This window comes from Streptomyces sp. B5E4, from assembly GCF_039871555.1.
Taxonomy (GTDB): Bacteria; Actinomycetota; Actinomycetes; order Streptomycetales; family Streptomycetaceae; genus Streptomyces.
Map to the genome: position 1 here is coordinate 212785 of NZ_JBDPMI010000001.1, position 26236 is coordinate 239020.

The following is a 26236-nucleotide window of genomic DNA, read 5'->3' on the forward strand; positions in this document are numbered from 1 at the left end:
CTGGCTGGAGCAAAACCCATGACACGCGCTACCCGCGTGCGGGCCGTGCTGGCCCTCGCCGTTCTCGCCCTGTCCGTCGCCGTCGCCGTCTTCGTGCCCGTACATCTGGGGCTCGATCTGCGCGGCGGCACCCAGATCGTCCTGGAGGCCCGCGACTCCGACACCGCGGAAGCCGACGCGGACTCCACCGACCACACCCTCGAAGTGCTGCGGAACCGCATCGACGCCCTCGGCGTCACCGAGCCCACCCTGACCCGCTCCGGCGACGACCGCATCATCGTCGAGCTGCCCGGCGTCCAGGACCCCCGCGAGGCCGCCGACCTGCTCGGCCGTACCGCCCAGCTCACCTTCCACCCCGTCCTCGGCATCGCGGACGACACGGCGGCAGACGGGAAGGCAGGCGACGGGAAGGTGCTGCCCGACGAGGACGGGCAGCCGCTGCGCCTCGGGGCCGCCGCGCTCACCGGCGCCGACATCGCCGACGCCGAGGCGCTCTTCGACACGCAGCAGGCCCGCGGCTGGTTCGTCACCGTCGGCTTCGACGGTGACGGCGGCGGCGAGTGGGCCGGGCTGACCGGCGCCGCCGCGTGCGCGCCCCCCGGGGATCCGGCGCGGCGCATCGCCATCGTCCTGGACGGCAAGGTCATCTCCTCGCCCCAGGTCGACCCCGGCGTCGGCTGCCGCACCGGAATCACCGGCGGATCCACCCAGATCACCGGCGACTTCGACCGCGACGAGGCGCGCGAGCTGGCCCTGCTCGTCAACGGCGGCGCCCTGCCCGTGCCGCTGGAGACCGTCGAGCAGCGCACCGTCGGCCCGACCCTCGGCGCCGAGGCCATCACCGCCAGCGCCTGGGCCGCGCTCATCGGCGCCGCCCTGACCTCGCTGTTCATCGTCTTCGTCTACCGGCTGCTGGGCTTCCTGGCCACCGTCGCCCTCGCCTGCTACGCGCTGATCTCCTACGCCGCCCTGGCAGCCCTCGGCGCCACCCTCACGCTGCCCGGGCTCGCCGGCTTCGTGCTGGCCATCGGTATGGCCGTGGACGCGAACGTGCTGGTCTTCGAGCGGGCCCGGGAGGAGTACGCCGCCGGCCGGCGGCCCACCGTGCGCACCGCGCTGGCCGGCGGGTTCCGCAAGGCGTTCAGCGCCATCGCCGACTCCAACGTCACCACGCTCATCGCCGCGGGGCTGCTCTTCTTCCTCGCCTCCGGACCCGTGCGCGGCTTCGGCGTCACGCTCGCCATCGGCGTGCTGGCCTCGATGTTCAGCGCGCTGGTCGTCACGAGGGTCCTCGCCGAGTTCGCCGCGGGCCGCCGCGCCCTGCGGGTACGTCCCGGCCGCTCCGGGATCGCGGGCCACGGCCGGGTGCGGGCCTGGCTGGTCCGGCGCGACCCCAAGCTGATGCGGTACTCGCGCCGCTGGCTCGCGCTCTCCGGCGTCGCCCTGCTGCTGGCCGGCAGCGGCATCGTGGCCCGCGGGCTGGACTTCGGCGTCGAGTTCACCGGCGGCCGGCTCATCGAGTACGCCACCACGCAGCCCGTCGACGCCGACGACGCCCGCGACGCGCTGGCCGGCATCGGGCAGCCGCGCGCCGTCGTCAACACCTCCGGCGACAGCGAGCTGAGCGTGCGCACGGAAGAACTCTCCGACGACGAGGCGGCCGAGGTCACCGCCGCGCTGGACGAGCTGGGCGGCGGCGCGGAGAAGGTCCGCGACGAGATGATCGGGCCCAGCCTCGGCGAGGAACTGCGCACCGGCGCGCTCATCGCGCTCGGCGTCGCCCTGGCCGCCCAGCTGATCTATCTCGCCGTCCGCTTCCGCTGGACGTACGCCACCTCCGCGGTCGCGGCGCTCGTCCACGACGCGGTGATCCTCGTCGGCGTCTTCGCCTGGCTCGGCAAGCCCGTCGACGGCGTCTTCCTCGCCGCCCTGCTCACCGTCATCGGCTACTCGGTCAACGACTCCGTCGTCCTGTACGACCGCGTCCGCGAACTCGTCGCCGCCGACCGCAAGAAGCCGTTCCGCGCCGCCGCGAACGCGGCGATCCTGCAGACGCTGCCGCGCACCGTGAACACCGGCATGGGCGCCGTCTTCATCCTCGCCGCGCTGGCGCTGCTCGGCGGCGGCGCCCTCACCGACTTCGCGCTCGCGCTTCTCATCGGCATCGCCGCGGGCACGTACTCCTCGGTCTTCACCGCCACCCCGCTCGCCATCGAACTCGACGCCCGGAAGAAGAGGTGAGCGACGACTTCCTGCGCGACGTCTTCCTCGGACATGTGATGTGTGACATATTACTGGCGACATGTACATGCTCATGCCAGCAATCTCCGAATCGGGAGGCGGCAACTGGAGCGCCGCGCGCAGCTATCTGACCGGCAGCATCGGCTCGCGCCACGACGGTGACTGGCACACGTGGCTCACCGCGTGCGCCGCCGGCGAGTGCGGCGGTGGCGGCGGCATCACCGAGTGCACCGGCGCCGACACCCGTCGGATAGACCGCAACTGCCGGCGCAGCGGGGTCACCGCGCGAGCGGGCGACTACGCGTACTTCTACCTCTACGTGCCGGCCGGCACCCGGCAACTGAAGATCACCGCCGAGGGCGGCACGGGCAACGCCGACCTCTACTACAACAGCAGCACCTGGGCCACGACCGGCAGTTGGACCAGCAGGTCGACGGGACCGGGCAACAGCGAGACGCTGACGGTCGGCAACCCGCCGGCGGGCTACCACTACCTCACCCTTGCCGCCGCCGCGGACTTCAGCGGAGCCACGGTCACCACCGAGTACTGACCGGGTAGGGACAGGAGGAGACGACGGTACGGGAGGGAGGAACCCGGGGGAGCCCGGGTGGCGGGCGGAACGCACCACCGCCGCCACCCGGGCCGTCCGCGTGCCCGGCCGGCGGACCCCCGGGGCGCCGCCCGCCGGGGCCGGTATCCATAGAATCATGTGACATTGTACTGTTGTCACGGGCCCGCGCCAGCGCGGCCCCGCCCGCCTGCCGCGACTCACCCGGAGTACTCCATGACCTCTGCCCCACAGGACCGGTCCCGCCCCTGGCACGGCCTCATGGTCGCCACCGCGCTCCCGCTGCGTGCCGACCTGACCGTGGACTTCGACGCCTACGCCGAGCACGTCCGCCGGCTCCTCGACGCCGGCTGCGACGGGGTCGTGACCAACGGCTCCCTGGGTGAGTACCAGACCCTCACCGACGACGAGCGCATCCGCCTGGTGCACACCGCCGTGGCCGCGGCGGGCGACGGCGACCGGGTCATGGTGGGCGCCGCGGCGTACGGCAGCGCCGAGGCGCGCGGCTGGACCGAGCGGGCGGCGGAGGCCGGCGTCGGCTCGGTGCTGCTGCTCCCGCCCACCGCGTACCGGTCGGACGAGGCGGCGGTGCGCGCGCACTACGCCGAGGTGGCCGAGGTCGGCCTGCCGGTGGTCGCGTACAACAACCCGTACGACACCCGCACCGACCTCACCCCCGCGCTGCTCGCCGCCATGCACGGCGAGGAGAGCATCGTCGCCGTCAAGGAGTTCACCGGCGACGTCCGCCGCGCGTACGAACTCGCCGAGCTGGCCCCCGGACTCGACCTGCTGATCGGCGCGGACGACGTGCTGCTGGAGCTGGCCATCGCCGGCGCCGTCGGCTGGATCGCCGGCTTCCCCAACGCGCTGCCCGACGCCTGCGCCACCCTCTACCGCGCCGCCACCGGCGGCGACCTGGCGCTGGCCAAGCCGCTCTACCGGGCCCTGCACCCGCTGCTCCGCTGGGACTCCAAGCCGCAGTTCGTCCAGGCGATCAAGCTGTCGATGGACGTCGCCGGGCTGCACGGCGGCCCCTGCCGCCCGCCGCGCTCGCCGCTGCCGGACGAACAGGCCGCGGTGGTCAGGGGCATCACGGAGAAGCTGCTCGCCGAGGGCCTGGGCTGACCGCCCGCTCCGCCTCGCGTACGGCCCCCTCAGCCGCCTTCCGTCCCGGTCCTCGGCCGCCGGGGCGGAAGGCCGGGGTACGATACAACAATGTCACATCGCGCAACGAGCCCCTGCCGCTTCCGGAGGGACCACCATGGCTGAGGCGAAGCGGGGCAAGCTCATCTCGGTGCAGAAGCACCTGCGCGACCAGGTCGCCAACGCCCTGCGCGCCGCGCTGATAGCGGGGGAGCTGCGTCCCGGCGTGATCTACTCCGCGCCCGCGCTGGCCACGGAGTTCGGCGTCTCGGCCACGCCCGTCCGCGAGGCCATGCTCGACCTCGCCCGCGAGGGCCTGGTCGAGGCCGTACGCAACAAGGGCTTCCGCGTCACCGAGATGACCGAGGGCGACCTCGACGACTACACGGAGATCCGCGAGCTGATCGAGGTCCCCACGGTGGGCCGGGTGACCGAACTCGCCACCGAGGAGCAGCTGGAGGCGCTGCGTCCCCTCGCCGAGGACATCGTCAAGGCCACCCGCGACCACGACCTCATCGGCTATCTGGAAGCCGACCGCCGCTTCCACCTCAGCCTGCTCGCGCTCGCCGGCAACGACCACCTGGTCACCGTCGTCGCCGAACTGCGCAACCGCTCCCGGCTGTACGGCCTGACGGACCTCGACCGCGCCGGCGTGCTCGTCGACTCCGCGCAGGAGCACCTCACGCTGCTCGATCTGATGATCGCGGGCAACGCCGCCGCGGCCCAGGAGTTGATGGCGGGCCACCTCGGCCACATCCGCACCCTGTGGGCGGCCGGTCAGCGCAGCGCCGCGAAGCGCGCGAGCGCACTGCGCCTCGGCGAGGGCTGATCGACCGGGGCCGGCCGCGGGCGAGGACGGCGCTCCGCGCGGCCCCTCGCTCAGACCGCCCGGCGGCCGCCGTCGAGCAGAGTCCCCATCCACTCCTCGACGGCGTCCGGGTCACGCGGCAGCCCGCCGGACATCAGCCGGGCACCGTCCTCGGTGATCACGAGGTCGTCCTCGATCCGTACGCCGATGCCGCGCAGTTCCACCGGCAGCGTCTCGTCGTCCGGCTGGAGGTAGAGCCCGGGCTCCACGGTGAGGACCTGCCCGGCCTCCAGCACCCCGTCGAGATAGGCGCTCGCCCGCGCCCTGGCGCAGTCATGCACGTCCAGACCGAGCATGTGCCCGCTGCTGCACAGGGTGTAGCGCCGGTACAGCCCGCTGTCGGGACCCAGCGCCTCCTCCGGGGTGATGCGCAGCACACCCCAGTCGTACAGACCCTCGGCGATCACCGCCATCGCCGCCTGGTGGAAGTCGCGGAAGCGGGCGCCCGGTCGCAGGGCCGCGATGCCGGCGTCCTGGGCGGCGAGGACGAGTGCGTACACCTCCCGCTGGACGGCTGAGAAGCGCCCGGAGAGCGGGAGGGTGCGGGTGACGTCGGCGGTGTAGAGGGTGTCGGTCTCCACCCCGGCGTCGAGCAGCAGCAGCCGTGCCGGGTCGAGCCGGCCGTCGTTGCGGATCCAGTGCAGCACGCAGGCGTGTTCGCCGGAGGCGGCGATCGTCTCGTACCCGGTGCCGTTGCCTTCCGCGCGGGCGCGCGTCTGGAAGACGCCCTCCAGCCAGCGTTCGCCGCGCGGATGACGCAGGGCGGCGGGCAGGGCGCGTACGACGTCCTCGAAGCCGGCCGCGGTGTGGTCGACGGCGAGCTGGAGCTGTCCGACCTCCCAGTCGTCCTTGATCAGCCGCAACTCCGCGAGGTACGTGCCCAGTTCGGCGTCCCGGTCCGGCTCGGCGGCGCTGTGCGGGCCGCGGTCGAAGAGGCCGTCGGCGCGGGCGTCGAGACCGGAGAGCACCCGGGCCGGCGGCCGGGGTCCGGCGGCGAGCTTGGCCAGGTCGTCCAGATCCCGGCAGACCAGACCGGTCAGTTCCGCCGCCTCGCCGAGGTCGGGGCGGCGGCCGACCCAGAACTCGCCGTAGCGGCGGTCCCGGTAGAACGCGTCGGTGTCCCGCGCCGAGCGCGGCCGCACGTACAGCACGGCCTCGTGCCCCTCGGCCCCGGCGGGCTCCAGGACGAGGACGTGCCCCGCCTGGTCCTCCCCGGTCAGACCGGTCAGCCAGGCGTACGCGCTGTGCGGGCGGAAGCGGTGATCGCAGTCGTTGGACCGGACCTTGAGCACCCCGGCGGGCAGTACCAGCCGCTCGCCGGGAAAGCGCGCGGACAGCCGCGCCCGGCGCCCGGCGAGCGCGTCGTAGCCGGGGACACGGCGGCCGGACGGCAGCGGGCTGGGCGCCCACGCGCTGCTCATGAAGGTCTGCAGGGCGGCCGAGACGTCGAGGTCGTGGCTGCCGGTGTGCGGGCGGGCGAGGGGCTTGTCCATCGGGGCGGCTCCTGGTGAGCGGGGGAGGGTGCCGGACACGGGTGCGTAACGAGTCCGCCGATCCCTTGCCAATAAAATTGCACATTATTATGTTACACCTCGCGCCAGAGGAGGGAAGCGGGCCGTACGGCCCGACCGGCCCTCGGTGATCTCGGATCCAGCCCCCCGGACCCACCCACGACGGAGTGGAACATGATCAGCAGAAGTGTGCGCGCCGCCCTCGCGGCGTCTCTCGCGGCAGCCCTCACCGCAGGTGCGGCCGCCTGCTCGGCCGACTCGGGTGACTCCGGCGGCGGCAAGGCCCGAAACCCCGGCGCCACCGGCGTGATCGGCGGTACCCCCGAGCGCGGCGGCACCCTGACCGTGCTCTCCAACCAGGACTTCGCCCACCTCGACCCGGCCCGCAACTGGACCATGCCCGACATGGACTTCGGCATCCGGCTGCTCTACCGGACCCTGACCACCTTCCGGGCCGAGCCCGGCAAGAAGGGCACCGAGATCGTCCCCGACCTCGCCACCGACCTCGGCACGCCCTCCGAGGGCGGCAAGGTGTGGACGTTCACGCTGAAGAAGGGGCTGACGTACGAGGACGGCAGCCCGATCACGTCCGCGGACGTGAAGTACAACGTCGAGCGCTCCTTCGCCGCCGACCTCACCGGCGGCCCGGACTACGCGCAGCAGTACCTCGCCGGCACCGAGGGCTACGCGGGCCCGCTGGACGGCGAGCACCTGGACTCCATCGAGGTGCCGGACGAGCGGACCGTCGTCTTCCGTCTCCAGCGGCCCCTCGCCGAGTTCTCCTACACGGCCACCCTGCCGACGTTCGCGCCGGTGCCCGAGGCCCGGGACAAGGGCGTCCAGTACGATCAGCGGCCGTTCTCCTCCGGCCCGTACAAGATCGACCGCTACGACCGCGGCAAGGAGCTGGTGCTCGTACGCAACGAGCACTGGCGCGCCGCCACGGACCCGGTGCGCAAGGCGTACCCCGACCGGATCGTGGTCAGGATGGGCCTGGGCGGCGACCAGATCGACGACCGGCTCATCGCGAGCGGGGGCGGCGACGCCTCCGCCGTGGAGTGGGCCGACATGCGCCCCGAGAGCGTGGCCAAGGTGCTCTCCAAGGAGGACGTGCGGGCCCGGCTCGCCGCCGAGATCACCGGCTGCACCGACATGCTGCACCTCAACACCTCGCGCGCCCCCTTCGACGACCCCGTCGTACGGCAGGCGATGATGGCCGCCGTCGACCGCGAGGCCCAGGTCACCGCCAACGGCGGCCCCGCGCTCAACGAGGTCGCCACCGCCTACCTGCCGCCCGCGCTGGCCGGCGGGAAGAGCGACGTCCTCGGCATCCCGCCCGCCGGCGACGTGCAGAAGGCGAAGGAGCTGCTCGCCGACGCGGGCAAGGCCGACGGCTTCACCGCCACCCTCACCGTCTCCACCGGCGACAAGACCAGGGCCGAGGCGCTGCAGCAGAGCCTGGACCGGGCCGGCGTCACCGTGAGGATCCAGACCGTCGACCCCTCCGTCTTCTACGACACCATCGGCGACACGAAGAACGCGCCCGACATGGCGATCAGCGGCTGGTGTCCCGACTACCCCTCCGGCGCCACCTTCCTGCCGTTCGTCTTCGACGGCCGCACCGTCCAGGAGACCGGCAACAAGGGCAACTACGCCCAGTTCCGCGACGAGGAGGTGATGCGGGAGATGGACCGCATCGCCACCCTGACCGACGTCGGCGAGGCGAACGAGGCGTGGGCCGGGCTGGACGCCGAGATCATGAACAAGGCGCCGGCCGTCCCTCTGCTGTGGGAGCGCAAGCCGCTGCTCGTCGGCGACAACATCGCCGGCGCGTTCGGACACCCGGTCTGGACCGGGCAGTTCGACTACGCGGTGATCGGGCTGAAGGACCCGGCGAAGTCGTGACGGTACTCCGCAAGGCTTCCGGGCGGCCGCCGACCGGGCGCGCCGGGGCGCCGGCCGGCCCGGAAGAGGAGGCCGGCCGGAGCCCCTGGCACCTGGCGTGGCACGCGGTACGCGGCGACCGCGGCGCCTGCGCGGCCCTCCTCGTCGTCGCCCTGCTCGTCGTCATGGCCGCCGCCGCGCCGCTGCTCAGCGCGCTCGGCGGCTGGTCCCCGACGGAGTTCGACAAGACCGCGGTCGACCCGTACCTCGGCGGCCTGCCCAAGGGCCCGCTCGGCGGGATCGGTGCGGATCACTGGCTGGGCGTGGAACCGGTCACCGGCCGGGACCTGTTCGCCCGGGTCGTCCACGGCGGCCAGGTCTCCCTGGTCATCTCCTTCGCGGCCACGGCCATCGTGGTCGTCGTCGGCACCGCCGCGGGCATCGCGGCCGGCTACTTCGGCGGCCGGGTCGACACCGTGCTCAGCCGGCTGATGGACCTCACGATGTCCTTCCCCTCCCTCATCTTCATGATCGCGATGATGTCGGTGGCCCAGGACGTCAACCGCGTGCTGCTGATGACCGGCGTCATCGGCATCTTCGGCTGGCCCGGCATCGCCCGCGTGGTGCGCGGCGAGACGCTTTCGGTCAAGCACCGCGAGTACGTCGACGCCGCCCGCGCCGGCGGCTTCGGGGCCTGGCGGATCGTCACCCGGGAGATCCTGCCGAACGTCTCCGGGCCCGTCATCGCGTACACCACCCTGCTGATCCCCGGGATGATCAGCACCGAGGCCGCGCTCAGCTTCCTCGGCGTCGGCGTGCAGCCGCCGACCTCCTCCTGGGGACAGATGATCTCGGAGGCGGTCTCCTTCTACGAGACCGACCCCATGTACTTCGTCATCCCCAGCGCCTTCCTCTTCCTGGCCGTCCTGGCGTTCACCGTCCTCGCCGACACGCTCCGGGAAGCCCTCGACCCCCGGGGAGACCGCGCGTGATCCCCTACCTCGCCCGCCGGCTCGTGGGCGTCGCCGGCGTTCTGCTGGCCATCTGCCTCGTCACCTTCACCCTCTTCTACCTGCTGCCCGCCGACCCCGCCGCGGCCGCCTGCGGCAAGACCTGCACGCCGGAACGGCTCGCCGAGGTGCGTCACTCCATGGGGCTCGACCAGCCGCTGTGGCGCCAGTTCACCGACTACCTCACCGGGATCTTCGCGGGCCGCGAACTGGGCGACGGGCCGCACGCGCTCCAGTGCGGCTTCCCCTGCTTCGGCTACTCCTACGAGTACTCCCTGCCGGTGTGGGACCTGCTCACCGACCGGCTGCCGGTCTCGGCGTCGCTGGCCTTCGGCGCCGCGCTGATGTGGCTGGTCCTCGGCCTCGGTACGGGTATCGCCGCCGCCCTGCGCAAGGGCACGCGCACCGACCGCACGCTGATGGTCGGCGCCGTGGCCGCCGCGTCGCTGCCGGTGTACTTCACCGCCGTCATGCTCATCCACGGCGTCGTCCGCGTTGCCGGCGTGCTGCCGTATCCCGAGTACGCCGCGCTGACCGACGACCCGCTCGACTGGGCCGCGAACCTGCTGCTCCCGTGGACCGCGCTGGCGCTGCTCTACGCCGCGATGTACGCCCGGCAGAGCCGCAGTTCGATGATCGAGGCCATGGCCCAGCCCTACATCCGCACCGCGCGCGCCAAGGGCATGCCCGAGTCCGTCGTCGTGGTCAAACACGGGCTGCGCTCCGGCATGACCCCGGTGCTGACCCTCTTCGGCATGGACCTCGGCGGGCTGCTGGCCGGCGCCGTGATCACCGAGAGCATCTTCGGCATCCCGGGCGTCGGCAGGCTCTTCTTCGACGCACTCCAACGCTCCGACCAGCCGGTGATCCTCGGGGTCACGCTGCTGGCGGCCTTCTTCATCGTGGCGGCGAACCTCGTCGTGGACATCCTCTACGCGGTCGTCGACCCGAGAGTGAGGTACTGAAGATGAGCACTGCCACCACGATCACGCCCACCCCCGGCGACCCCGCCGGCGAGCCGCCGCTGCTGCGCGTCCGCGACCTCAAGGTCACCTTCCCGACCGCCGCCGGGCCCGTACGGGCCGTGGACGGCATCGACTTCACCGTACGGGCCGGCCGCACCCTCGGCATCGTCGGCGAGTCCGGCTCCGGGAAGTCCGTGACGTCCCTGGCGGTGCTGGGGCTGCACCGCGGCGCCGAGGTGAGCGGGTCCGTCGCGTTCGCGGGCCGCGAGCTGAGCGGCCTGGCCGACCGGGAGCTGGCGAAGCTGCGCGGGCGCCGGATGGCGATGATCTTCCAGGACCCCATGTCCAGCCTGCACCCGTACTACACGGTCGGCGAGCAGATCGCCGAGGCGTACCGCGTGCACTTCGGCGCGGGCCGCCGCGCCGCCCGCCGGCGGGCGGTGGAGATGCTCGGCGAGGTCGGCATCCCCGAGCCCGCGCGCCGTGCCGAGGACCACCCGCACCGGTTCTCCGGCGGCATGCGCCAGCGGGTCATGATCGCCATGGCGCTGGCGTGCGAGCCCGACCTGCTCATCGCCGACGAGCCGACCACCGCGCTCGACGTCACCGTGCAGGCGCAGATCCTGGAGCTGATCGCCCGGATCCAGGCGGAACGCGGCCTCGGCGTCGTGATGATCACCCACGACCTGGGGGTGGTCGCGCGCGTCGCGCACGAGGTCCTGGTGATGTACGCGGGGCGGCCGGCCGAACAGGCGTCGGTGGACGAGCTGTTCGCCGGCCCCGCGCACCCGTACACGCGCGGGCTGCTCGACTCGCTGCCGCGGCTCGACGACGACCCGGGCGTGCCCCTGCACACCATCCCCGGCAGCCCGCCGTCGCTGCTCGCCCCCGGCCCCGGCTGCGCGTTCGCGCCCCGCTGCTTCCGCGCCGCCGAGGCGGCGGACGACGTACGCGCACGGTGCGAGGGGACGCGCCCCGACCTCGTACCGCTGCGGGCGGGGCGGCTGGCGTCCTGCCATCTGCCGCTGGCCGGCGCCCCGTCCGGGCGAGCGCCCGGCGGCCCCGCCGACGTGCCCGCACCGACCCCCGCCCCGGAGGGAACCCGATGACGTCCACCCCCGAGGCCGGACCCGCGGCGCTCACCGAGCCCGGCCCGCGCCCGCGCCCGGCCGCGGGCGCGCCGCTGCTGTCGGCCCGCAACCTGGTCAAGACCTTCCCCGGCCGGCGCACCCGCACCGGCCGTGCCGCCCCCGCCGTACGGGCGGTGGACGGCGTCGGCTTCGATCTGCGGGCGGGTGAAACCCTGGGCCTGGTGGGCGAGTCGGGCTGTGGCAAGTCCACCACCGGGCGGATGCTCGTCCGGCTGCTGGAGCCGACCGGCGGATCCGTGACGTTCGACGGCACGGACATCACCCACCTCGGCCAGAGCGCGCTGCGCCCCGTGCGCCGCCATGTCCAGATGGTCTTCCAGGACCCGGTCTCCTCGCTCAACCCCCGCCACCGGGTGATCCGCACCCTCACCGACCCGATGGTCGTCCAGGGCGCCGACCCGCGCGCGGCGCGCTCGCGGGCCGCCGAGCTGCTGGAGCAGGTCGGGCTCGGCGCCGAGCATCTGCAGCGCTATCCGCACCAGTTCTCCGGCGGCCAGGCGCAGCGCATCGCCCTCGCCCGGGCGCTGGCGACCGGCCCGCGGCTGATCGTCGCCGACGAGCCGGTGTCCGCGCTCGACGTCTCCATCCAGGCGCAGATCGTCAACCTGATGGAACGCCTCCGCCGCGAACTCGGCCTGGCCTACCTCTTCATCGCCCACGACCTGTCGGTGGTCAAGCGGGTCTGCGACCGCGTCGGGGTGATGTACCTGGGCCGGATCGTGGAACTGGGCGACCGCGACGAGGTCTACGCCCGCCCCGCCCACCCGTACACCCGCGCCCTGCTCTCCGCGGTCCCGGTGCCGGACCCGGCGGTGGAGCGCACCCGCGAGCGCATCGTGCTCAGGGGCGACCTGCCGAGCCCCGCCGCGCCGCCGGGCGGCTGCACGTTCCACCCGCGCTGCCCCAGGGCGCAGGACGTGTGCCGGACGGAACGCCCGGCCCTGCTGTGCATCGGCGGCGGTCCGCGGGAGGCCGCCTGCCACTTCCCGGAGACCGGCTGACCCCGGCCCCGCCGACGGGAATTGGCGTCGGAGGGCGGGCGGACCGCGTGAATCCGGGATGTTCCGGGCCGCGCGGGCGAGCCGATGGTGGGTCACATGACTTCCGCATCCGTGGCAAGTACGTGGACCTACGACGACTTCACCCGCGGCGCCCTCGACCCGGCCCGCTGGCGGGTCATGGAGATGACGGGGGCCGGGGGCGTACGGCACGAGTACCGGGACGACAACGCCCGGGTCGGCACCGGGGACGGGCGGCTGACGCTGACCGTCAACCCGTTCAGCCGCTTCCACGACACCGACCCGCGGCGCAACAACGCCAAGCAGATGTACCGGTCGGTGCGGCGGTTCGACGTGCCGGCCGGGGGGCGGCTGACGTTCGAGGTGGAGATGGCGGTACGGACCTACGGGCAGGTGCCGTACGACCTGCTCGACGCCTTCGGCACCGTCAATCTCTTCGATCTGCGGACCGGCGTCGTCATCAACGCCGCCGCCACCAACGACACGGTGTACGCGGTCGTCGAGCGGCTGGCGATCCCCGGGGTGAGCCGTCCCGAGGACCACTACGTCCACCGCGTCGTCATGGACGTGCCCACCGGACCCGGCCTGCCGCACCGCTACGCGGTCTCCTACCGGGCCGCGACGTCCGAGGTGGAGTGGTACGTCGACGGGCGGCTCGCCTACTGGGCGCGGGCGCCGGTGCCGGTGGCCGGCTTCCACGCGGGGATGGCCCTCTTCTCGGCCCGCGACCTCGCCCGCTACTCCCGCGCGGAGCGGGAGCGCGGGCAGGGCGCGACCGGGTGGTGGGGCCCGTGGCGGATCACGACGAGCGACCGCTGAACGCGGGCGCGGGGATGCCGTCGACCCCCGGGGCCGGGGACAGCCGGTGCGCCGACCGTACCCCGGTCCCGGCCCGCGGGCTCATCCCGCGTTCACGGTATTTCCTCCGGCTGCGGGCGCGGGGGTACGGGCACGGGGGCGGCCGGCTGCGGTGACGGGTCCTGGACGCCCACCGGACTGCGGCGGATCGCCAGCGTCGTCACCGCGTACGCGACCAGCCCCACCGCCGTCGCCGTGACCGCCACGCCGGTGCCGTCGGAGACGGCCAGCGCCGCGCCGCCGCCCGCGCCGGCCAGCGCGACGCCCACGTACAGCCCGCTGGTGTTGAGCGCCACCGCCTCCGTACCGGCCTCGCCCGCGAGTTGCAGGATCCGGGTGTTCGCCGGCGGGGTGAAGCTCCACGCCGCGCACCCCCACACCGCCAGGTTGAGCGCCACCAGCCACACGGGTGCCGCGCGGCCGGTCGCCCCGATGACGGCCAGCAGCGCCGTCGCGGCCACGACGCCGGCGATCGACGCGCGCAGCGTACGGTCCGGGCCCCAGCGGTCCGTCAGCAGCGCGCCGGCGCCGGTGCCCACCGCCCCGGCGACGCCGACCACGGCGATGAACAGCGCCAGCACGCCGCCGCCCCGGCCGGTGAGATCCCGGGTCAGGGGCGCGACGTAGGTGTAGATCATCAGGCCGCTGCCGGCGCAGACCACGGTGCCCGTCGCGCAGAGCAGGACCGCCGGGCGGCCCAGGATCCGCAACTGCCCCCGTACCCCGAGCTGCGGGGCCCCGGACAGCCGGGGCAGCGCCACCGAGGACGCCGCCGCCACCAGCGCGGTGGCCACCGCCACCGCCACGAACGTCGACCGCCAGCCGAAGGCGTCGGCCAGCAGCGTGCCCGCGGGCACGGCGGTGAAGAGCGAGAGCGTCAGCCCTGCCGCGACCGTGCCGATGGCCCGGCCCATCCGCTCGGGCGCGGCCAGCCGCGCCGCCGCGGCGAAGGCCGCGGGGGAGACGGTGGCCGCGATCAGCGCGGTCAGCACGCGCGCGCCCATGAGCGTCGCGTAGTCCGGGGCCAGCGCGGTGACGGTGTTGGCGACGGCGAAGGCCGAAAGGCCGCCGACGATCAGGGTTTTGCGGGGCAGCCGCGCGGTGACCACGGCCAGCCCGGGCGCGGCCACCGCGAAGGTGACGGAGAAGACCGTCACCAACTGTCCGGCGGCGGCCTCGCTCACGTCCAGGTCGGCGGCGATGTCCGGGAGCACGCCCGCGATGACGAAGTCGTCCGTGCCGATGACGAAGGTGGCGAACATCAGGCACAGCAGCCATCCCGCGCCCCGCGCCGGCGGAGAAGAACTCACCTTGGAAGCCATGGCCGCACGCTAGCGCCGAGGTGGAGGGGCATCTCCAGGGCGTTTCGACGCCATTTTGGGAAACCCCGCGGCCCGGGGGCGCGGTGCTGCGGCTGCGGTAGCCGGATGCTGTGGCCGCAGACGTCGGCCGGTGCCGCTACCGCGGCGGTGGTAGCGGAAACCGGCCGCGTCTGGAGGACGCCCCGGGGCCCGGCCGGTTCGTACGCTGACGCCGCCAACCGCCGTGCGACCGAAGGGGCCCCCGATGTCCGTCCGTCACCTGTCCACCGCCGCCGCGACCGCCGTGCTCGCGGTCCTCGTCAGCGCGGCGCCGGCGGCCGCGCAGGTCGCGGTCGCGGCCGAGAGCGACGACGGTCAAGGACGCGGCCCGGCCACGGCCGCGGCGGTCCTGGCGCTGATCGGTGCGGTCCTCGGCGGGCTCGCGCTGGCGCGCAAGCTCGGTGCGGGACCGCGCGGGCCGCTGGCGTCCGTGGCGGCGTCGCTGGCCGGCATCGTCATCGGCGCGGTGGCGCTCGCCGGCTCCGACGGCGTCGGCTCGGGTTCCGGCCGGGGCGGCGCGATCGTGGCCCTGGTGCTCGGCGTGGCCGGACTGGCCCTCGGCGGCCTGGCGCTGGCGCGCGCCCGCCGCGCGGTGTCGGCCTAGCGCGTACGGCTGCTCCGGCCGACGCGTACGCCGGAGCAGCCCCCGCCCGCCGGGCCGTGCGCGACGAACCACGCTCCGCGGGGCGCCGATCACCGCCGCCTCGCCGTAAGAACGGTCCACTCCCCGCCCGCGCCGGAACAGGAGGCACCGCCATGGCCGCGACCGCCCCCCAGTCCTCGTCCCCGCCGTCTCCGCCGTCCCCGCTGACGGCGTGGCTGGCCGCGCGACCGGTGTGGCTCGTCGCCGTCCTGGCCACCCTCGCCGCCGCCCTCGTGGCGGAGGCGTTCACGCTCCTCGCCCGCGGCGCGGGCGTCGAGATGGTCGCGGCCGGGGTCGGGGAGGACGGGGCCACGGCCATCGCGGTGGGCGCCGTCGCGCGGAGCGTCGTGCTGTGGTCGCTCGGCGGCATCGTCCTGGCGGTGCTCCTGGAACGCCTCGCCCGGCGCGCGGTACGCGGTGCCGGCCGCCCGGCGCGCGTCTTCGCGGTGTGCGCGGGGACGTTCACGATCCTGTCCCTCGGGGGCCCCGGCTTCGCGCCGCACACCGCCGACGCCACCCAGGCCGTGCTGGCCTGTACGCACCTGCTGGCCGGCGCCGTCGTCATCCCGGTCGTCGCGCGCCGGCTCGCCCGCCTCTGATCCTCTGACGCGGCGTCGGACCCCGTGCCCCCGACCGCGCCTTCTTTGACATGTACTGCAAGAGGAGTACCGCGCCCGCGGTAGTGCGGCCCGCGGAGTGCCTGCGTCTGTACGTCGACTCCGGTGATCCCCGTCCCGAGGATGAGGGGTGCACCGCACGAGACCCGAGGAGACGATGATGCCCACCGAGACCGCCCGCCCGGACGGCGCCCTGGCGAGGCTGGCCCGGTTCTGTCACCGGCGCCGCCGCCTGGTCCTGCTGGCCTGGATCGTCGGCGTGATCGCCGTGGCGGCCGCCGGCTTCGGCCTCGCGGCCGACCCCGACAACGACTTCTCCGGCGGGGACTCGGGGTCGGCCAGGGCACAGGCCCTGATGGAGAAGCACTTCCCCGAGGAGCAGGGCGACACCCTGACCCTCGCGATCAAGGCGGACGCGGGGATCGACGACCCGGGCGTGCGGCAGAAGGTGGAGAAGGTCGTCGCCGACCTCGCCGACTCGCCGGTCACCGGTCCCGTGACGTCTCCGTACGACGACGGTCAACTGGTCACCGAGGACCGCCGCATCGCCCGTACGACCATCCCGCTCACCGACAAGGAGGCGACCAAGGACGACGTCAAGCCGCTGGTGACCACCGTCAAGGACGCCTCCGGCGACGGTGTGCTTCTCGGGCTCGGCGGCAAAAAGGCGGAGACGGCCGAGACGCCCAAGCAGGGGCCCGCCGAGAGCGTCGGCGTGCTGGCCGCCGCGGTGATCCTGTTCATCTCCTTCGGCTCGCTGGTGGCGATGGGGCTGCCGATCGTCACCGCGCTGATGGCGATCCTCGGCGGCATCGCCCTCATGAAGATCGTCGGGCACCTCGTCCCGTCGCCGGACTTCACCATCCTGGTCTCCGCCCTCATCGGGCTCGGCGTGGGCATCGACTACGCGCTGTTCATCGTCACCCGCTACAAGGAGAAACTGCAGAACGGGGAGAGTCCCGAGGACGCCACCGTGGGCGCCCTCACGACCGCGGGCCGCGCCGTGCTCTTCGCCGGCACCACCGTGGTGATCGCGTTGCTCGGCCTCGTCGCCATGGGGCAGCGGCTGATGACCGGCGTCGCCGTCGCCGCGTCGCTGACGGTGCTGGTGACGATGGTCGCCGCGGTGACCCTGCTGCCGGCGTTCCTGGGCTTCACCGGGTACAAGATCAACTCGCTGCGGCTGCCCCGCCGTACGGCCCGCGGCGCCGGCGACGGCACCCCCGCTGCCGAGCGCCGCACCCCCGCGGAGCGCTGGGCCGGCGTGGTGCAGCGCCGGCCGCTGGCCGCCGCGGTGCTGGCCGCCGCGGGGCTGCTGGTGCTCGCCGCCCCGGCGCTGTCGATGCGGCTCAGCCTGCCGGACGCCAGCGTGCAGCCGCGCGACCGGAGCAGCTACACCTCGTACGAGATCGTCTCCGAGGGCTTCGGCCCCGGCTACGGCGCACCGCTGATCTTCGCCGCGGAGGTCGACGCCGCGGGCGGCGACCTGGCCCCCGCGGTCGGCGCGGTCGACGGCACGCCGGGCATCGCCCACGTGACGCAGCCGCGGGTGAGCGAGGACGGCGAGGCCGCCACCTTCATGGCGTTCCCGGAGACCGGCTACCAGGACGAGAAGACCGCGGACCTGATCCACGAACTCCGCGACGACGTGCTGCCGAAGGCGCCCGGCGGCGAGGCCGTCCACGTCGGCGGGCCGAACGCCGGGGCGATCGACTTCGCCGAGGAGACCGGCTCCCGGCTGCCGTTCATGATCGCGGTCGTCATCGTGCTGTCCCTGGTGCTGCTGGTCGCGCTGGTGCGGTCGGTGACGATCGCGCTGCAGGCCGCGGTGATGAACCTGCTGTCGATCGGCGCCGCGTACGGCGTGCTGGTCGCGGTGGTGCAGTGGGGGTGGCTGGGCTCGGCCCTCGGGTTTCCGACCGACATGCCCATCACGACCTGGGTGCCGATGATGATGTTCCCGCTCCTCTTCGGCCTGTCGATGGACTACGAGGTCTTCCTGATCTCCCGGGTCCGCGAGGAGTACGAGCGCACCGGCGACACCCGGACGGCCGTCACCCGCGGGCTGGCGCGGACCGCCAAGGTCATCACCGCCGCCGCGGCCATCATGATCGCGGTCTTCACCACCTCCCTGCTCGGCCACGACGTGTCCGTCAAGCAGATCGGCCTGGGTATGGCCGTCGCGGTGTTCATCGACGCCACCATCGTGCGGATGGTGCTCGTGCCCGCGGTGATGGAGCTGTGCGGCAAGACCAACTGGTGGATGCCCGGCCGCCGGGCACCGGAGACGCCCCCGGCACCCCCGGCCGAGGTCGGGGAAGAGGCGAAGGTCTGACCTCTTCCCGTTACGCCGGGCGGGGAATCCCATAACCGGGATCCCCCGCTTCGGCATGGCGTATTTCCGGTATTTCCGCACGCCTTTTTGTCCCATGAATTGTTGCCCGGTCAATGGCAAGTAAAGGGTATGTCATCTTATGGAAAAGATGGGTACTCCCTTGAATCTTTCGCCAAGTCGGCACCAAGTGCAGACCAAGACCACGGGTTGAAAATCAAGGGGAACGCGAGTCGAGAGGAGGGCACTGTAACGGCTGAGTAAGTCCCGGGATATACCTGGATAGTCGGGGGCAATATGACTACGTGGTCGAAGAAGGGGACGAAGAAGCCGGAGACGATACCCGGAGACGCCGGACCTTACGGGCGTCCGCAGCCGGGGCCGGTGCACGCCGAGGCGAACGAACGGTTTCTGGGTGAGCTGCTCGGCGCCGATCCGGACGACGAGTTGCGCGTCCTGGCGGCGGCAGCCGGTGAGAACGGCCGATTACTGGCCGAGTTGGCGTACGGGCTGGTGGACGAGGGCCTGGTGGCTCTGTATGAAGGAACGGTTCGGCTCGTGGAGTCGCGGACTCCGCGCTGTGTACCGGCGTTTGTGAAGAGGGCGCTCGGCGAGCTGAGCCCCGGCTGCCAGGAGTTGCTGAAGATCGCCGCACTGCAGGGGCGGTCGTTCCTCCTTGAGGATGTCTCCCGGATGCTGAACCGCCCGCTCGCCACCCTGCTCGCGCCGCTGGACGAGGCGATGTCCGCGGGCTTCGTCGAGGCGACGGAGCGTCAATTCGTATTCCGCAGCGACTTCTTGATGCGCGGCGCGGTCGCCGCCATTCCCGCTCCCGCGCGCGGTGCGTTGCAGCGCGAGGCGAGGCACCATTCCGGACGCAGTGCGGAGGAAACAGACCGAAGATCGTGGGTACCCGAGTACCCGGCTCAGCGGTTCGCCGTGGTGGCGGAGGGCGACGGCGGCCCCTATTCACGGGCACACGGGCTGATCATGAAGGGAAGGGTGGTCGTCGGCACGGATCTCGCACAACGCACCCTCGCCGCCCCGGGAATTCCCGCCGCGGACCGGCTCGACGCCGAGGCGTCGGCGCTCCTGGGCGCCCTGCTCCTGGGCCGGGAGGAGGCCGGGAACCGGGCCCGGGAGATCCTGCGGGCGCGGACGGACGAGCCGGACGACGTCGCCGCGCTGATGGCGCTGACGACGCTGTCCCACCTGAGCTGGCGGGCCGGCGAACTGGCCGAGGGCATCAGGCTGGGCCGCGCCGCGGTCCGGTACTGCGGTGCCGCCGACCCCCTGTGGCGGCTGCACTTCCGCCTCGAACTGGCCGCCAAGCTCACCGACCTGCGCGAGTTCGACGAGGCCGAGGCGCTGGTCGACGAGGCCGAGGCCGGGCTGTACACGCTGTCCGCGGACGTCTGGCACGCCGCGCCGGCCGCGCTGCGGGCCCGGCTGTTCCTGGCGGCCGGCCGGTTCCGGGACGCCCGCCGGCACGCGGAGCTGGTCACCGCGGCGACGGAGCAGAACGCCGTCCCCGCGCTCGTGCCCCTCGCGTACGCCGTGCTGGCCGCCGTGTCCCTCTACACCGGCGACCTGCCGACAGCGACCGACCACCTGGAGCGGGCTTGCGCGGATCCCGCGCACGACCGGGAGATCCAGCGCTCGCCGCGGTACGCCTGGACGGAGGTGCGGCTCGCCGTCAGAAGGGAGGGGCCCCGCGCGGGCGTCGCCCTGCTGTCCGGCACATACGACCGGCTTCCGGCGGAGCGCCGGCTGTACGTCGAGGACCCGGCCGCCGCCGCGTTCCTCGTCCGGCTCGCGCTCGACACCGACGACGCCGGCCTGAAGCACACCGTGCTCGACACCGTGAACGGGCTCGCCGGGGACAACCCCGGCATCTCCGTCGTCAGCCTCAGCGCGCTGCACGCCAACGCGGTCGCCGAGCGGGACGCCTCGGGGCTCGCGCACATCGTGGCGCAGTCACCCGACCCCCTCTCCATCGCCCTGGCGACCGAGGAGCTCGCCAGGCTGCACGCCGGGCAGGCGCCGGCGCCCCGGCCGCGGGCCGTGCCCGGCCCGCCCGACGTCGCGGCGGTGGTCGCCGACGGCGCCGCCGGGCACCGGCACAACTCCTGCTGGGTCGTGCTGTCCGACATGGAACGGCGCATCGCCTACCTGGTCAGCGTCGGGATGACGAACCGGCAGATCGCCCGGCGCGTCCATCTCTCGGCGCACACCGTCAACTACCACCTGAGGAAGATCTACAAGAAGCTGGGCATCGGCACGCGTGTCGAACTCGCCCGCGAGGCCGCCACGTACTCCGGCGCCGCGGCCATCTACTCGATCACCGAGGACAAGCGCGGCTCGGGGCCCGCGGCGGCGAGCTGACGCGAGGCGGCCGTGCCCTCGGGCACGGCCGCCTCGTGCGCCAGGAACTGCTTGGTCAGCTCGACGCGGCTGTTGATGTCGAGCTTGGCGAAGACCCGCCGCAGATGGCTGTCGACGGTGTGGGGCGACAGGAAGAGCACGCCGGCCGCCTCCCTGTTGGTCCTGCCGTCGACGATGGCACGTACCACGCGCAGCTCCGCGCCCGTCAGGCTCTCCCAGCCCGACTTGGGCCGCTGCGTCCCCAGCGCGGCCCGCGCGTGCGGCACGCCGAGGCGGCGCAGCCTGCGCTGCACCCGGGCCGTGTCGCGCTGGGCGCCGCAGTCCAGATACAGATCCGCCGCAGCCGCGAGGAGCCGCGCGGCGACGTCCTTGTGCCGGCCCCCGTTCCCCCGGGCCGCGTCCTCCAGCGCGCCACCGGCCGCCAGCGGCCGGCCGGCGAGCCGGTACAGCTCGGCGGCGCGCTGGAGGGCGTCCGGGTCGTCGTCCAGGACGCCGTCCGCGTGCGCGGCGCCGGCGGCCAGGGAGGTCACGTCCGGGTTGTGCGCTGCCAGCCGCCGGGCGAACCCGGCCGCCTGCGCGGCCTCGTCGCCCAGCCCCATCTGCCCGGCCAGGCGTACGAGCGTCGCCGCCGCCGTCGGCGCCTCGGCGAACAGCAGCGGATCCGGCGCGGCGCCCTGCTCGGCGTCGAGCAGCGAGCGGACCGTCATCGCCGCCCGTCCGCTGGCCGCGTGGAACTGCGCCAGCGCCCAGTCCAGCCGCGGCTTCACGGCCGCCGCGGCGGCACCGGCGGGCCGCTCCGCCATCCGCAACTGCTGGCTGGCGGTGGCGAGATCGCCGCAGTGCATGCTGATCCGGGCCAGCACGAGCCGCGCGGGCAGCAGGTCCTCAGGCGGCGTCCGGTCGGCCAGGCCCAGCGCCGTCTCGGCCTCGGCGCGCGCCTCCTCCAGCCGGCCCGTCGCCGCCAGCAGTTCGGCGCGGTGGCCGTGCCACAGGCCCCGCGCCCACGGCCCGCCGTCCCGTCCGGCCTCCCGCCGGACGGCGTCGCAGACCGCCGCAGCCTCCTCGAAGGCGTCGGCGGCGACGAGGGCCCGGACCAGCCACGTCCACAGCGGGCGCGCGCACACCGCGCAGCCGGCCGCGGTCGCGGCCTCCGGCCGCCCGGCGGCGGGACGTTCAGGCGCGGTCACGGGGTGCGCGGCGCCCGCCGAACCGGCCGAACCGGACGTGTCGGCCGCGCCGGTCACGTCCGGCACGTCGACACCGGCGCGTACGGCGACCTCCGCGAGCCGCGCGGCTTCTGCGGTGCGCCCCGCGCCGGCGAGCAGCCGCAGGGCGCGCGCGAGGGTGCCGGGCGCCGCGTCGAAGCGGTCCGCCAGCGCCGCCACCACCCGTGCCACCGGGCCCGTGCAGCCGCACCCGGGCCGCTGCGGCGCGGCGGGGGAGTCCTCCGGCGGTACGGGGTACGGCTGTTCGCGGTGCCCGTCCGCTACGCCCTCCGGGGCGCCGGCCGGCACCGTCGCGGGCGCCGGGAGCGCCACCGCGGCCGGCTCCGGCCGCCGGAACACCGGGTGCCGCAGCGCCTCCGCGAGCACCCCGTGCGCGAACGCCAGCTTTTCCCCGTGCCGTTGCAGCAGCCCGGCCCGCACCGCCTCGTCCACTCCCGCCACCGGAGCCCCCGCCACCGGCGCGACCCCCGGCCCGCCGAGCGCCGCCGCGGCCTCGGCGGCGGTGAACGCCGCACCGACGCCCGCGCCGGCCACCAGCAGCCGCCCCACCGCCGCCGGCAGTTCGTCGAGCAGCCCCCGGACGACGCCGAGCACGTCGTCGGGCAACTCCTCGCCCAGCACCGCCGCCGTACCGTCCACGAACACCACCCGACCCGCGGTGACCAGCGCGTCGAACACGCCGGCCAGCAGCCAGGGGTTGCCCCCGCAGCGGGCCGCCCAGTCGAGCACGGAGGAGTCCGGCTTGGCGCCCAGCAGCCCCGTGCACAGCTCCGCCACCGCCTCGTTGTCCAGCGCCCCGAGGTGCAGCCGGACCGCGTCGCCGTCGATCAGCCGGTCGACGGCGTGCTGCGCGAGCGACCGTGCCGCCACCGACCGGCGCGTCAGCAGCCACAGCACCGGCGACCCCGCGAGCGACTGCACCAGCCCCCGGAGCGCCAGCCCGCCCATGTCGTCCACCAGGTGCACGTCGTCCAGCAGGACGACGACCGGATGCCGGTGCGCCGCGATCTCCACCAGCTCACCGACCCGGTCCATCAGCCGGAACGGGTTGCCGTCCGGCCGTACCAGGTCGTCCACGTCCCTCTCGGCCGACAGCACCCGCCGCAGGTAGTTCAGTAACAGGTGCACGGGCAGCGGCTGCCCTGCCCCACCGGCTACGCCCCCTGCCCCACCGGCTACGCCCCCTCCCCCACCGGCTACGCCCCCTGGCCGACCGGCTACGCCCCCTCCCCCACCGGCTACGCCCCCATTGGCGGGGGTGCCCCCACTGGCGGGGGTGCCCCCACTGGCGGGGGTGCCCCCATTCGCCCCGGCGCGCCCGGACACCACGGTCAGTCCGCGCTCCGCACCCTCCCGGGCGGTCGCCTGGAGCAGCCGGCTCCGGCCGATGCCCAGCGGCCCTTCGACGACGACGCAGCCGCCCGTGCCCCGCGCCGCGGCGTCCAGATGGCCGCCCAGCACGGACAGCGTGCCCTCTCGCCCTACGAGTGGTGCCATGATCGCTCCCGCGGTGCCGTGGAGAACCCTCGAACACGAGCCATGAGCCTTGCCGTTTATGGTCATCGAGCGGCATTGGCGGGTCAATGAAATCCGCCCCGACAACTCGGGTAGCCCCCACTACCCGTACGGGTAGTGGGCCGGGCCGCCCGGCGGGATTACTTTTTACGTATCCGATTTACGGTGCATTCGCAGCACCCCCGATACGTACAGCAATACATTCCTCGCCGACCAAGGGGTTCGTATGTCCGCAACCGCCGAGATGGACGAGCTGTACTCGGTCATCGAGCAGTCCGCCCGGACGCTCGGCGTGCCGTGCGCGCCCGCGACGGTACGCCCGGTCCTCGCCGCGTACGCCGACGCCTTCGGGCACGACGCGACCGTCGTCGCCTTCCGCGTCGCGACCGGCCGGCGGCACGCCGGCGAGCTGGACTGCCGCTTCACGACCCACCCCGAGCAGCGCGACCCGTACGCCGCCGCGCTCGCCGCCGGTCTCACCGGGCCCACCGACCACCCCGCGGGCGCCGTGCTCGCCCAACTGCGGGGGCGCTGCCGGGTCGACAGCCACGGCGTCGACTTCGGTGTCGTCGGCGGCTTCAAGAAGGTCTACGCCTTCTTCACCCCCGACGATCTCCAGGAGGTCGCCAAGTTCGCAGACCTGCCCGCCATGCCGCCCGCCCTGGCCGCACACGCCGGCTTCTTCGCCCGCCACGGCCTCGCCGACCGCGTGGGCGTCGTCGGCGTCGACTACCACCACCGCACCCTGAACGTGTACTTCAACGACGTGCCCGCGGGCCTCTTCGAGCCGGAGACCATCACCGCGACGCTCCGCGAGCTGGGCATGGCGCCGCCGAGCGCGCACATGCTCAAGCTCGGCCGGGAGGCGTTCGGCCTGTACGTCACCCTCGGCTGGGACTCGCCGGGCGTCGAGCGGATCTGCTACGCGGTGACCACCCCGGACCTGGCCACGCTGCCGGTCCGGGTGGAGCCGGAGATCGAGCGGTTCGTACGCGGCGTCCCGGCCGGAGACGGCGACCGCAAGTTCGTCTACGGCGTCGCCGTGGCGCCCGGGGGCGAGTACGACAAGCTGGAGTCGCACTACCGCTGGAAGCCCGGGACGATGGACTTCATCTGAGGGACCCGCCGCGGCCGGTCACCGGCCGCGCGGGGTCACCAGCCCGGACTCGTAGGCGATGACCACCAGCTGGGCGCGGTCGCGGGCGTGCAGCTTGAACATCGCCCGGTTGATGTGGGTCTTCGCGGTCAGCGGGCTGATCACCATGCGGTCGGCGATCTGGTCGTTGGACAGCCCCTGCGCGGCCAGCGCGACGGACTCGCGCTCCCGGTTGGTCAGCTCCTCCAGACCGCGGACGGCCGACGGGTCCAGCGGCGGCTGGGACACGTACTTGTTGATGAGCCTGCGGGTGATCGAGGGCGCCAGCAGCGCGTCGCCGCGGGCGGCCACGCGCACGGCGTGCAGCAGGTCCTCGGGCAGGATGTCCTTGACCAGGAACCCGGCCGCGCCGGCCCGCAGCGCGTTGAACACGTTCTCGTCCAGGCCGTAGTTGGTCAGGATCACCACGTGGATGTGGGCGAGCGCCGGGTCCGCGGCGATCTGCCGGGTCGTCTCGATGCCGTCCATCACCGGCATCGACAGATCCACGAGCGCGAGGTCCGGCAGGTGCGCACGCGCCAGCGCCAGGCCCTCCTTGCCGTCGCCCGCCTCCGCCACCACCTCGATATCGTCCTCGGCGTCGAGCAGGGCGCGGAACCCGCTGCGCAGCAGCGGCTGGTCGTCGAGCAGCAGCACACGGATCACGGGATTCTCGCCACGGGTAGTTCGGCCTGGACGGTGAAGCCGCCCTCGGTGCGCGGCTCGGCGCGCAGGCTGCCGCCGAGGGCGGTGACGCGCTCGCGCATCCCCAGCAGCCCGACGCCGGGCTTGGGCGCGGTGCCCGGCCGGGCCGTCCCGTCGTCGTCGATCCGGATGGCGAGGGCGTCGGGGCGGTAGGAGATGCGGATCGAGGCGGTGGAGGCCGCGGCGTGCCGGGCGGTGTTGGTCAGCGACTCCTGCACGATCCGGTAGGCGGTACGGCCCACCGCCTCGGGCACCTCGTGCCGCTGCCCCTCGATCGTGAGCGTCGTGTGCAGCCCTATCCCGTGGGTACGCTCCACCAGCTCCGGCACCCGGTCGAGCCCGTGCGCCGGGGCCTGTTCGGCCTCGTCGCGCAGCGTCTCCAGAGTCGCGCGCAGCTCCCGGGTCGCCTCCCGGCCCGCCTCCTGGATCGCGAGCAGCGACTCGGGGACGTCCTCGCCGCGCTTGCGGGCCAGATGGACGGCGACCTCGGACTGCACCTTGATGATGGAGATCTGGTGGGTGAGCGAGTCGTGCAGCTCCCGTGCTATGTGCAGCCGTTCCTCGCTGGCGCGCAGCCGCGCGGTCTCCTCGCGGGTGCGCTCGGCCTCGTCCGCCCGCCGCATCGCCTGCCGCAGCGCCTCGCCGGCGGCGCCGGCGGCGACCAGCCAGGCGAGTTCGAGCACGCCGCGGGCCTGCGCGTAGGCGTCGCCCGCGCCGTCGCCCGGGTAGGCCATCACGGCGTACGGGAGGCTGAGCACCAGCACGACGCTCACCCCGACCGTGACGATCCGGTGCCCGGAGCGTACGGCGGCGTAGACGGCGAACAGATAGGCCACCGCGGGCACGTCGAAGCCCGCGGCGTTGTAGCCCACCACGCACAGGGCGGTCACGGCGAGGATCGGCACGGGGGCCCGCGCACTGCCGGCCAGGGCAAGGCCGCTGGTCACGAGCAGCCCGTAGCCGAGCAGGTCGAGCTTCGTGGCGGCGTGGTCCCCGGAGAGCGCGGTGATCAGCAGCACGGCCGCCACGCAGACCGCGATCACCAGGCTTCTCGCCCGGGCCCAGACCTTGGACAGCCGGGCGCTCATACGAGCACCAT

Annotated in this window: 19 protein-coding genes and 1 pseudogene; 15 read left to right on the forward strand and 5 right to left on the reverse strand. The window is 73.8% G+C overall.

Annotation, left to right across the window (positions count from 1 at the left end):
- The first annotated feature begins 18 nt into the window (after window positions 1-18).
- From secD to ABGA99_RS00845, 4 genes and pseudogenes are all read left to right on the forward strand, one after another.
- Window positions 19-2241: a protein translocase subunit SecD gene (secD, locus tag ABGA99_RS00830; protein ID WP_347581933.1), complete on the forward strand. Its 2223-nt coding sequence runs from the start codon at window positions 19-21 to the stop codon at window positions 2239-2241.
- Window positions 2242-2341: 100 nt separating this feature from the next.
- A pseudogene (locus ABGA99_RS00835) lies at window positions 2342-2791 on the forward strand (PPC domain-containing protein); the annotation flags it as partial.
- Window positions 2792-3025: 234 nt separating this feature from the next.
- On the forward strand, window positions 3026-3934 hold the full coding sequence (locus ABGA99_RS00840) for a dihydrodipicolinate synthase family protein (RefSeq protein WP_347578879.1): 909 nt from the start codon (window positions 3026-3028) through the stop codon (window positions 3932-3934).
- Between the two features lie 136 nt (window positions 3935-4070).
- Complete coding sequence (locus ABGA99_RS00845) at window positions 4071-4781, forward strand: GntR family transcriptional regulator (protein WP_347581934.1); 711 nt, start codon at window positions 4071-4073, stop codon at window positions 4779-4781.
- 50 nt (window positions 4782-4831) lie between these two features.
- On the opposite strand, the gene ABGA99_RS00850 is transcribed toward ABGA99_RS00845, so the two are convergent.
- The gene (locus ABGA99_RS00850) at window positions 4832-6313 is read right to left on the reverse strand and encodes an aminopeptidase P family protein (RefSeq protein ID WP_347581935.1); all 1482 of its coding nucleotides are present in this window, start codon (window positions 6311-6313) and stop codon (window positions 4832-4834) included.
- A 192-nt stretch (window positions 6314-6505) separates the two neighbouring features.
- Here ABGA99_RS00850 and ABGA99_RS00855 point away from each other — a divergent pair, with 192 nt between their 5' ends.
- The 6 genes from ABGA99_RS00855 (at window position 6506) to ABGA99_RS00880 (ending at window position 13179) form a co-directional block, all read left to right on the forward strand.
- On the forward strand, window positions 6506-8236 hold the full coding sequence (locus tag ABGA99_RS00855) for an ABC transporter substrate-binding protein (RefSeq protein ID WP_347581936.1): 1731 nt from the start codon (window positions 6506-6508) through the stop codon (window positions 8234-8236).
- Window positions 8233-9207 carry an ABC transporter permease gene (locus ABGA99_RS00860; RefSeq protein ID WP_347581937.1) on the forward strand — a complete coding sequence of 325 codons (975 nt, stop codon included), beginning with the start codon at window positions 8233-8235 and terminating at the stop codon, window positions 9205-9207. The genes ABGA99_RS00855 and ABGA99_RS00860 overlap by 4 nt, the downstream gene beginning before the upstream one ends.
- On the forward strand, window positions 9204-10190 hold the full coding sequence (locus tag ABGA99_RS00865; protein ID WP_347578884.1) for an ABC transporter permease: 987 nt from the start codon (window positions 9204-9206) through the stop codon (window positions 10188-10190). Before ABGA99_RS00860 ends, ABGA99_RS00865 begins: the two co-directional genes overlap by 4 nt.
- Before the next feature lie 2 nt (window positions 10191-10192).
- Complete coding sequence (locus ABGA99_RS00870) at window positions 10193-11299, forward strand: ABC transporter ATP-binding protein (protein WP_347578885.1); 1107 nt, start codon at window positions 10193-10195, stop codon at window positions 11297-11299.
- Window positions 11296-12342: an ABC transporter ATP-binding protein gene (locus tag ABGA99_RS00875; RefSeq protein ID WP_347581938.1), complete on the forward strand. Its 1047-nt coding sequence runs from the start codon at window positions 11296-11298 to the stop codon at window positions 12340-12342. The genes ABGA99_RS00870 and ABGA99_RS00875 overlap by 4 nt, the downstream gene beginning before the upstream one ends.
- Before the next feature lie 96 nt (window positions 12343-12438).
- Window positions 12439-13179 carry a DUF6081 family protein gene (locus ABGA99_RS00880; protein WP_347581939.1) on the forward strand — a complete coding sequence of 247 codons (741 nt, stop codon included), beginning with the start codon at window positions 12439-12441 and terminating at the stop codon, window positions 13177-13179.
- 92 nt (window positions 13180-13271) lie between these two features.
- Here ABGA99_RS00880 and ABGA99_RS00885 read toward each other — a convergent pair whose 3' ends face one another.
- Complete coding sequence (locus ABGA99_RS00885) at window positions 13272-14540, reverse strand: MFS transporter (protein ID WP_347578888.1); 1269 nt, start codon at window positions 14538-14540, stop codon at window positions 13272-13274.
- Window positions 14541-14784: 244 nt separating this feature from the next.
- Between ABGA99_RS00885 and ABGA99_RS00890 the strand changes: the two genes are divergently transcribed.
- The 4 genes from ABGA99_RS00890 to ABGA99_RS00905 all read left to right on the forward strand — a co-directional run bounded on the left by ABGA99_RS00890 (window position 14785) and on the right by ABGA99_RS00905 (window position 20556).
- Window positions 14785-15183: a DUF6223 family protein gene (locus ABGA99_RS00890; RefSeq protein WP_347578889.1), complete on the forward strand. Its 399-nt coding sequence runs from the start codon at window positions 14785-14787 to the stop codon at window positions 15181-15183.
- A 152-nt stretch (window positions 15184-15335) separates the two neighbouring features.
- Window positions 15336-15821, forward strand: coding sequence for a DUF6069 family protein (locus tag ABGA99_RS00895; RefSeq protein ID WP_347578890.1), 486 nt, complete (start codon window positions 15336-15338; stop codon window positions 15819-15821).
- Between the two features lie 148 nt (window positions 15822-15969).
- Window positions 15970-18174 carry an MMPL family transporter gene (locus ABGA99_RS00900; RefSeq protein WP_347578891.1) on the forward strand — a complete coding sequence of 735 codons (2205 nt, stop codon included), beginning with the start codon at window positions 15970-15972 and terminating at the stop codon, window positions 18172-18174.
- 294 nt (window positions 18175-18468) lie between these two features.
- Window positions 18469-20556, forward strand: coding sequence for a helix-turn-helix transcriptional regulator (locus ABGA99_RS00905; protein ID WP_347578892.1), 2088 nt, complete (start codon window positions 18469-18471; stop codon window positions 20554-20556).
- Here ABGA99_RS00905 and ABGA99_RS00910 read toward each other — a convergent pair.
- Complete coding sequence (locus tag ABGA99_RS00910) at window positions 20505-22910, reverse strand: LuxR C-terminal-related transcriptional regulator (protein ID WP_347581940.1); 2406 nt, start codon at window positions 22908-22910, stop codon at window positions 20505-20507. The genes ABGA99_RS00905 and ABGA99_RS00910 overlap by 52 nt on opposite strands.
- Before the next feature lie 613 nt (window positions 22911-23523).
- On the opposite strand from ABGA99_RS00910, the gene ABGA99_RS00915 reads away from it, so the two are divergent.
- Window positions 23524-24414, forward strand: coding sequence for an aromatic prenyltransferase (locus ABGA99_RS00915; RefSeq protein ID WP_347578894.1), 891 nt, complete (start codon window positions 23524-23526; stop codon window positions 24412-24414).
- Window positions 24415-24432: 18 nt separating this feature from the next.
- Here ABGA99_RS00915 and ABGA99_RS00920 read toward each other — a convergent pair whose 3' ends face one another.
- Both ABGA99_RS00920 and ABGA99_RS00925 read right to left on the reverse strand, forming a co-directional pair.
- Complete coding sequence (locus ABGA99_RS00920; RefSeq protein ID WP_347578895.1) at window positions 24433-25098, reverse strand: response regulator transcription factor; 666 nt, start codon at window positions 25096-25098, stop codon at window positions 24433-24435.
- Entirely contained in the window at window positions 25095-26225 is a 1131-nt protein-coding gene (locus tag ABGA99_RS00925) for a sensor histidine kinase (protein ID WP_347578896.1), read from the reverse strand. Before ABGA99_RS00925 ends, ABGA99_RS00920 begins: the two co-directional genes overlap by 4 nt.
- Between the last annotated feature and the right edge of the window lie 11 nt (window positions 26226-26236).

Coding starts and splice junctions, on each gene's coding strand:
- secD (WP_347581933.1), top strand. CDS start 19: ATGACACGCGCTACCCGCGTGCGGGCCGTGCTGGCCCTCGCCGTTCTC.
- ABGA99_RS00840 (WP_347578879.1), top strand. CDS start 3,026: ATGACCTCTGCCCCACAGGACCGGTCCCGCCCCTGGCACGGCCTCATG.
- ABGA99_RS00845 (WP_347581934.1), top strand. CDS start 4,071: ATGGCTGAGGCGAAGCGGGGCAAGCTCATCTCGGTGCAGAAGCACCTG.
- ABGA99_RS00850 (WP_347581935.1), bottom strand. CDS start 6,313: ATGGACAAGCCCCTCGCCCGCCCGCACACCGGCAGCCACGACCTCGAC.
- ABGA99_RS00855 (WP_347581936.1), top strand. CDS start 6,506: ATGATCAGCAGAAGTGTGCGCGCCGCCCTCGCGGCGTCTCTCGCGGCA.
- ABGA99_RS00870 (WP_347578885.1), top strand. CDS start 10,193: ATGAGCACTGCCACCACGATCACGCCCACCCCCGGCGACCCCGCCGGC.
- ABGA99_RS00875 (WP_347581938.1), top strand. CDS start 11,296: ATGACGTCCACCCCCGAGGCCGGACCCGCGGCGCTCACCGAGCCCGGC.
- ABGA99_RS00880 (WP_347581939.1), top strand. CDS start 12,439: ATGACTTCCGCATCCGTGGCAAGTACGTGGACCTACGACGACTTCACC.
- ABGA99_RS00885 (WP_347578888.1), bottom strand. CDS start 14,540: ATGGCTTCCAAGGTGAGTTCTTCTCCGCCGGCGCGGGGCGCGGGATGG.
- ABGA99_RS00890 (WP_347578889.1), top strand. CDS start 14,785: ATGTCCGTCCGTCACCTGTCCACCGCCGCCGCGACCGCCGTGCTCGCG.
- ABGA99_RS00895 (WP_347578890.1), top strand. CDS start 15,336: ATGGCCGCGACCGCCCCCCAGTCCTCGTCCCCGCCGTCTCCGCCGTCC.
- ABGA99_RS00905 (WP_347578892.1), top strand. CDS start 18,469: ATGACTACGTGGTCGAAGAAGGGGACGAAGAAGCCGGAGACGATACCC.
- ABGA99_RS00915 (WP_347578894.1), top strand. CDS start 23,524: ATGTCCGCAACCGCCGAGATGGACGAGCTGTACTCGGTCATCGAGCAG.
- ABGA99_RS00925 (WP_347578896.1), bottom strand. CDS start 26,225: ATGAGCGCCCGGCTGTCCAAGGTCTGGGCCCGGGCGAGAAGCCTGGTG.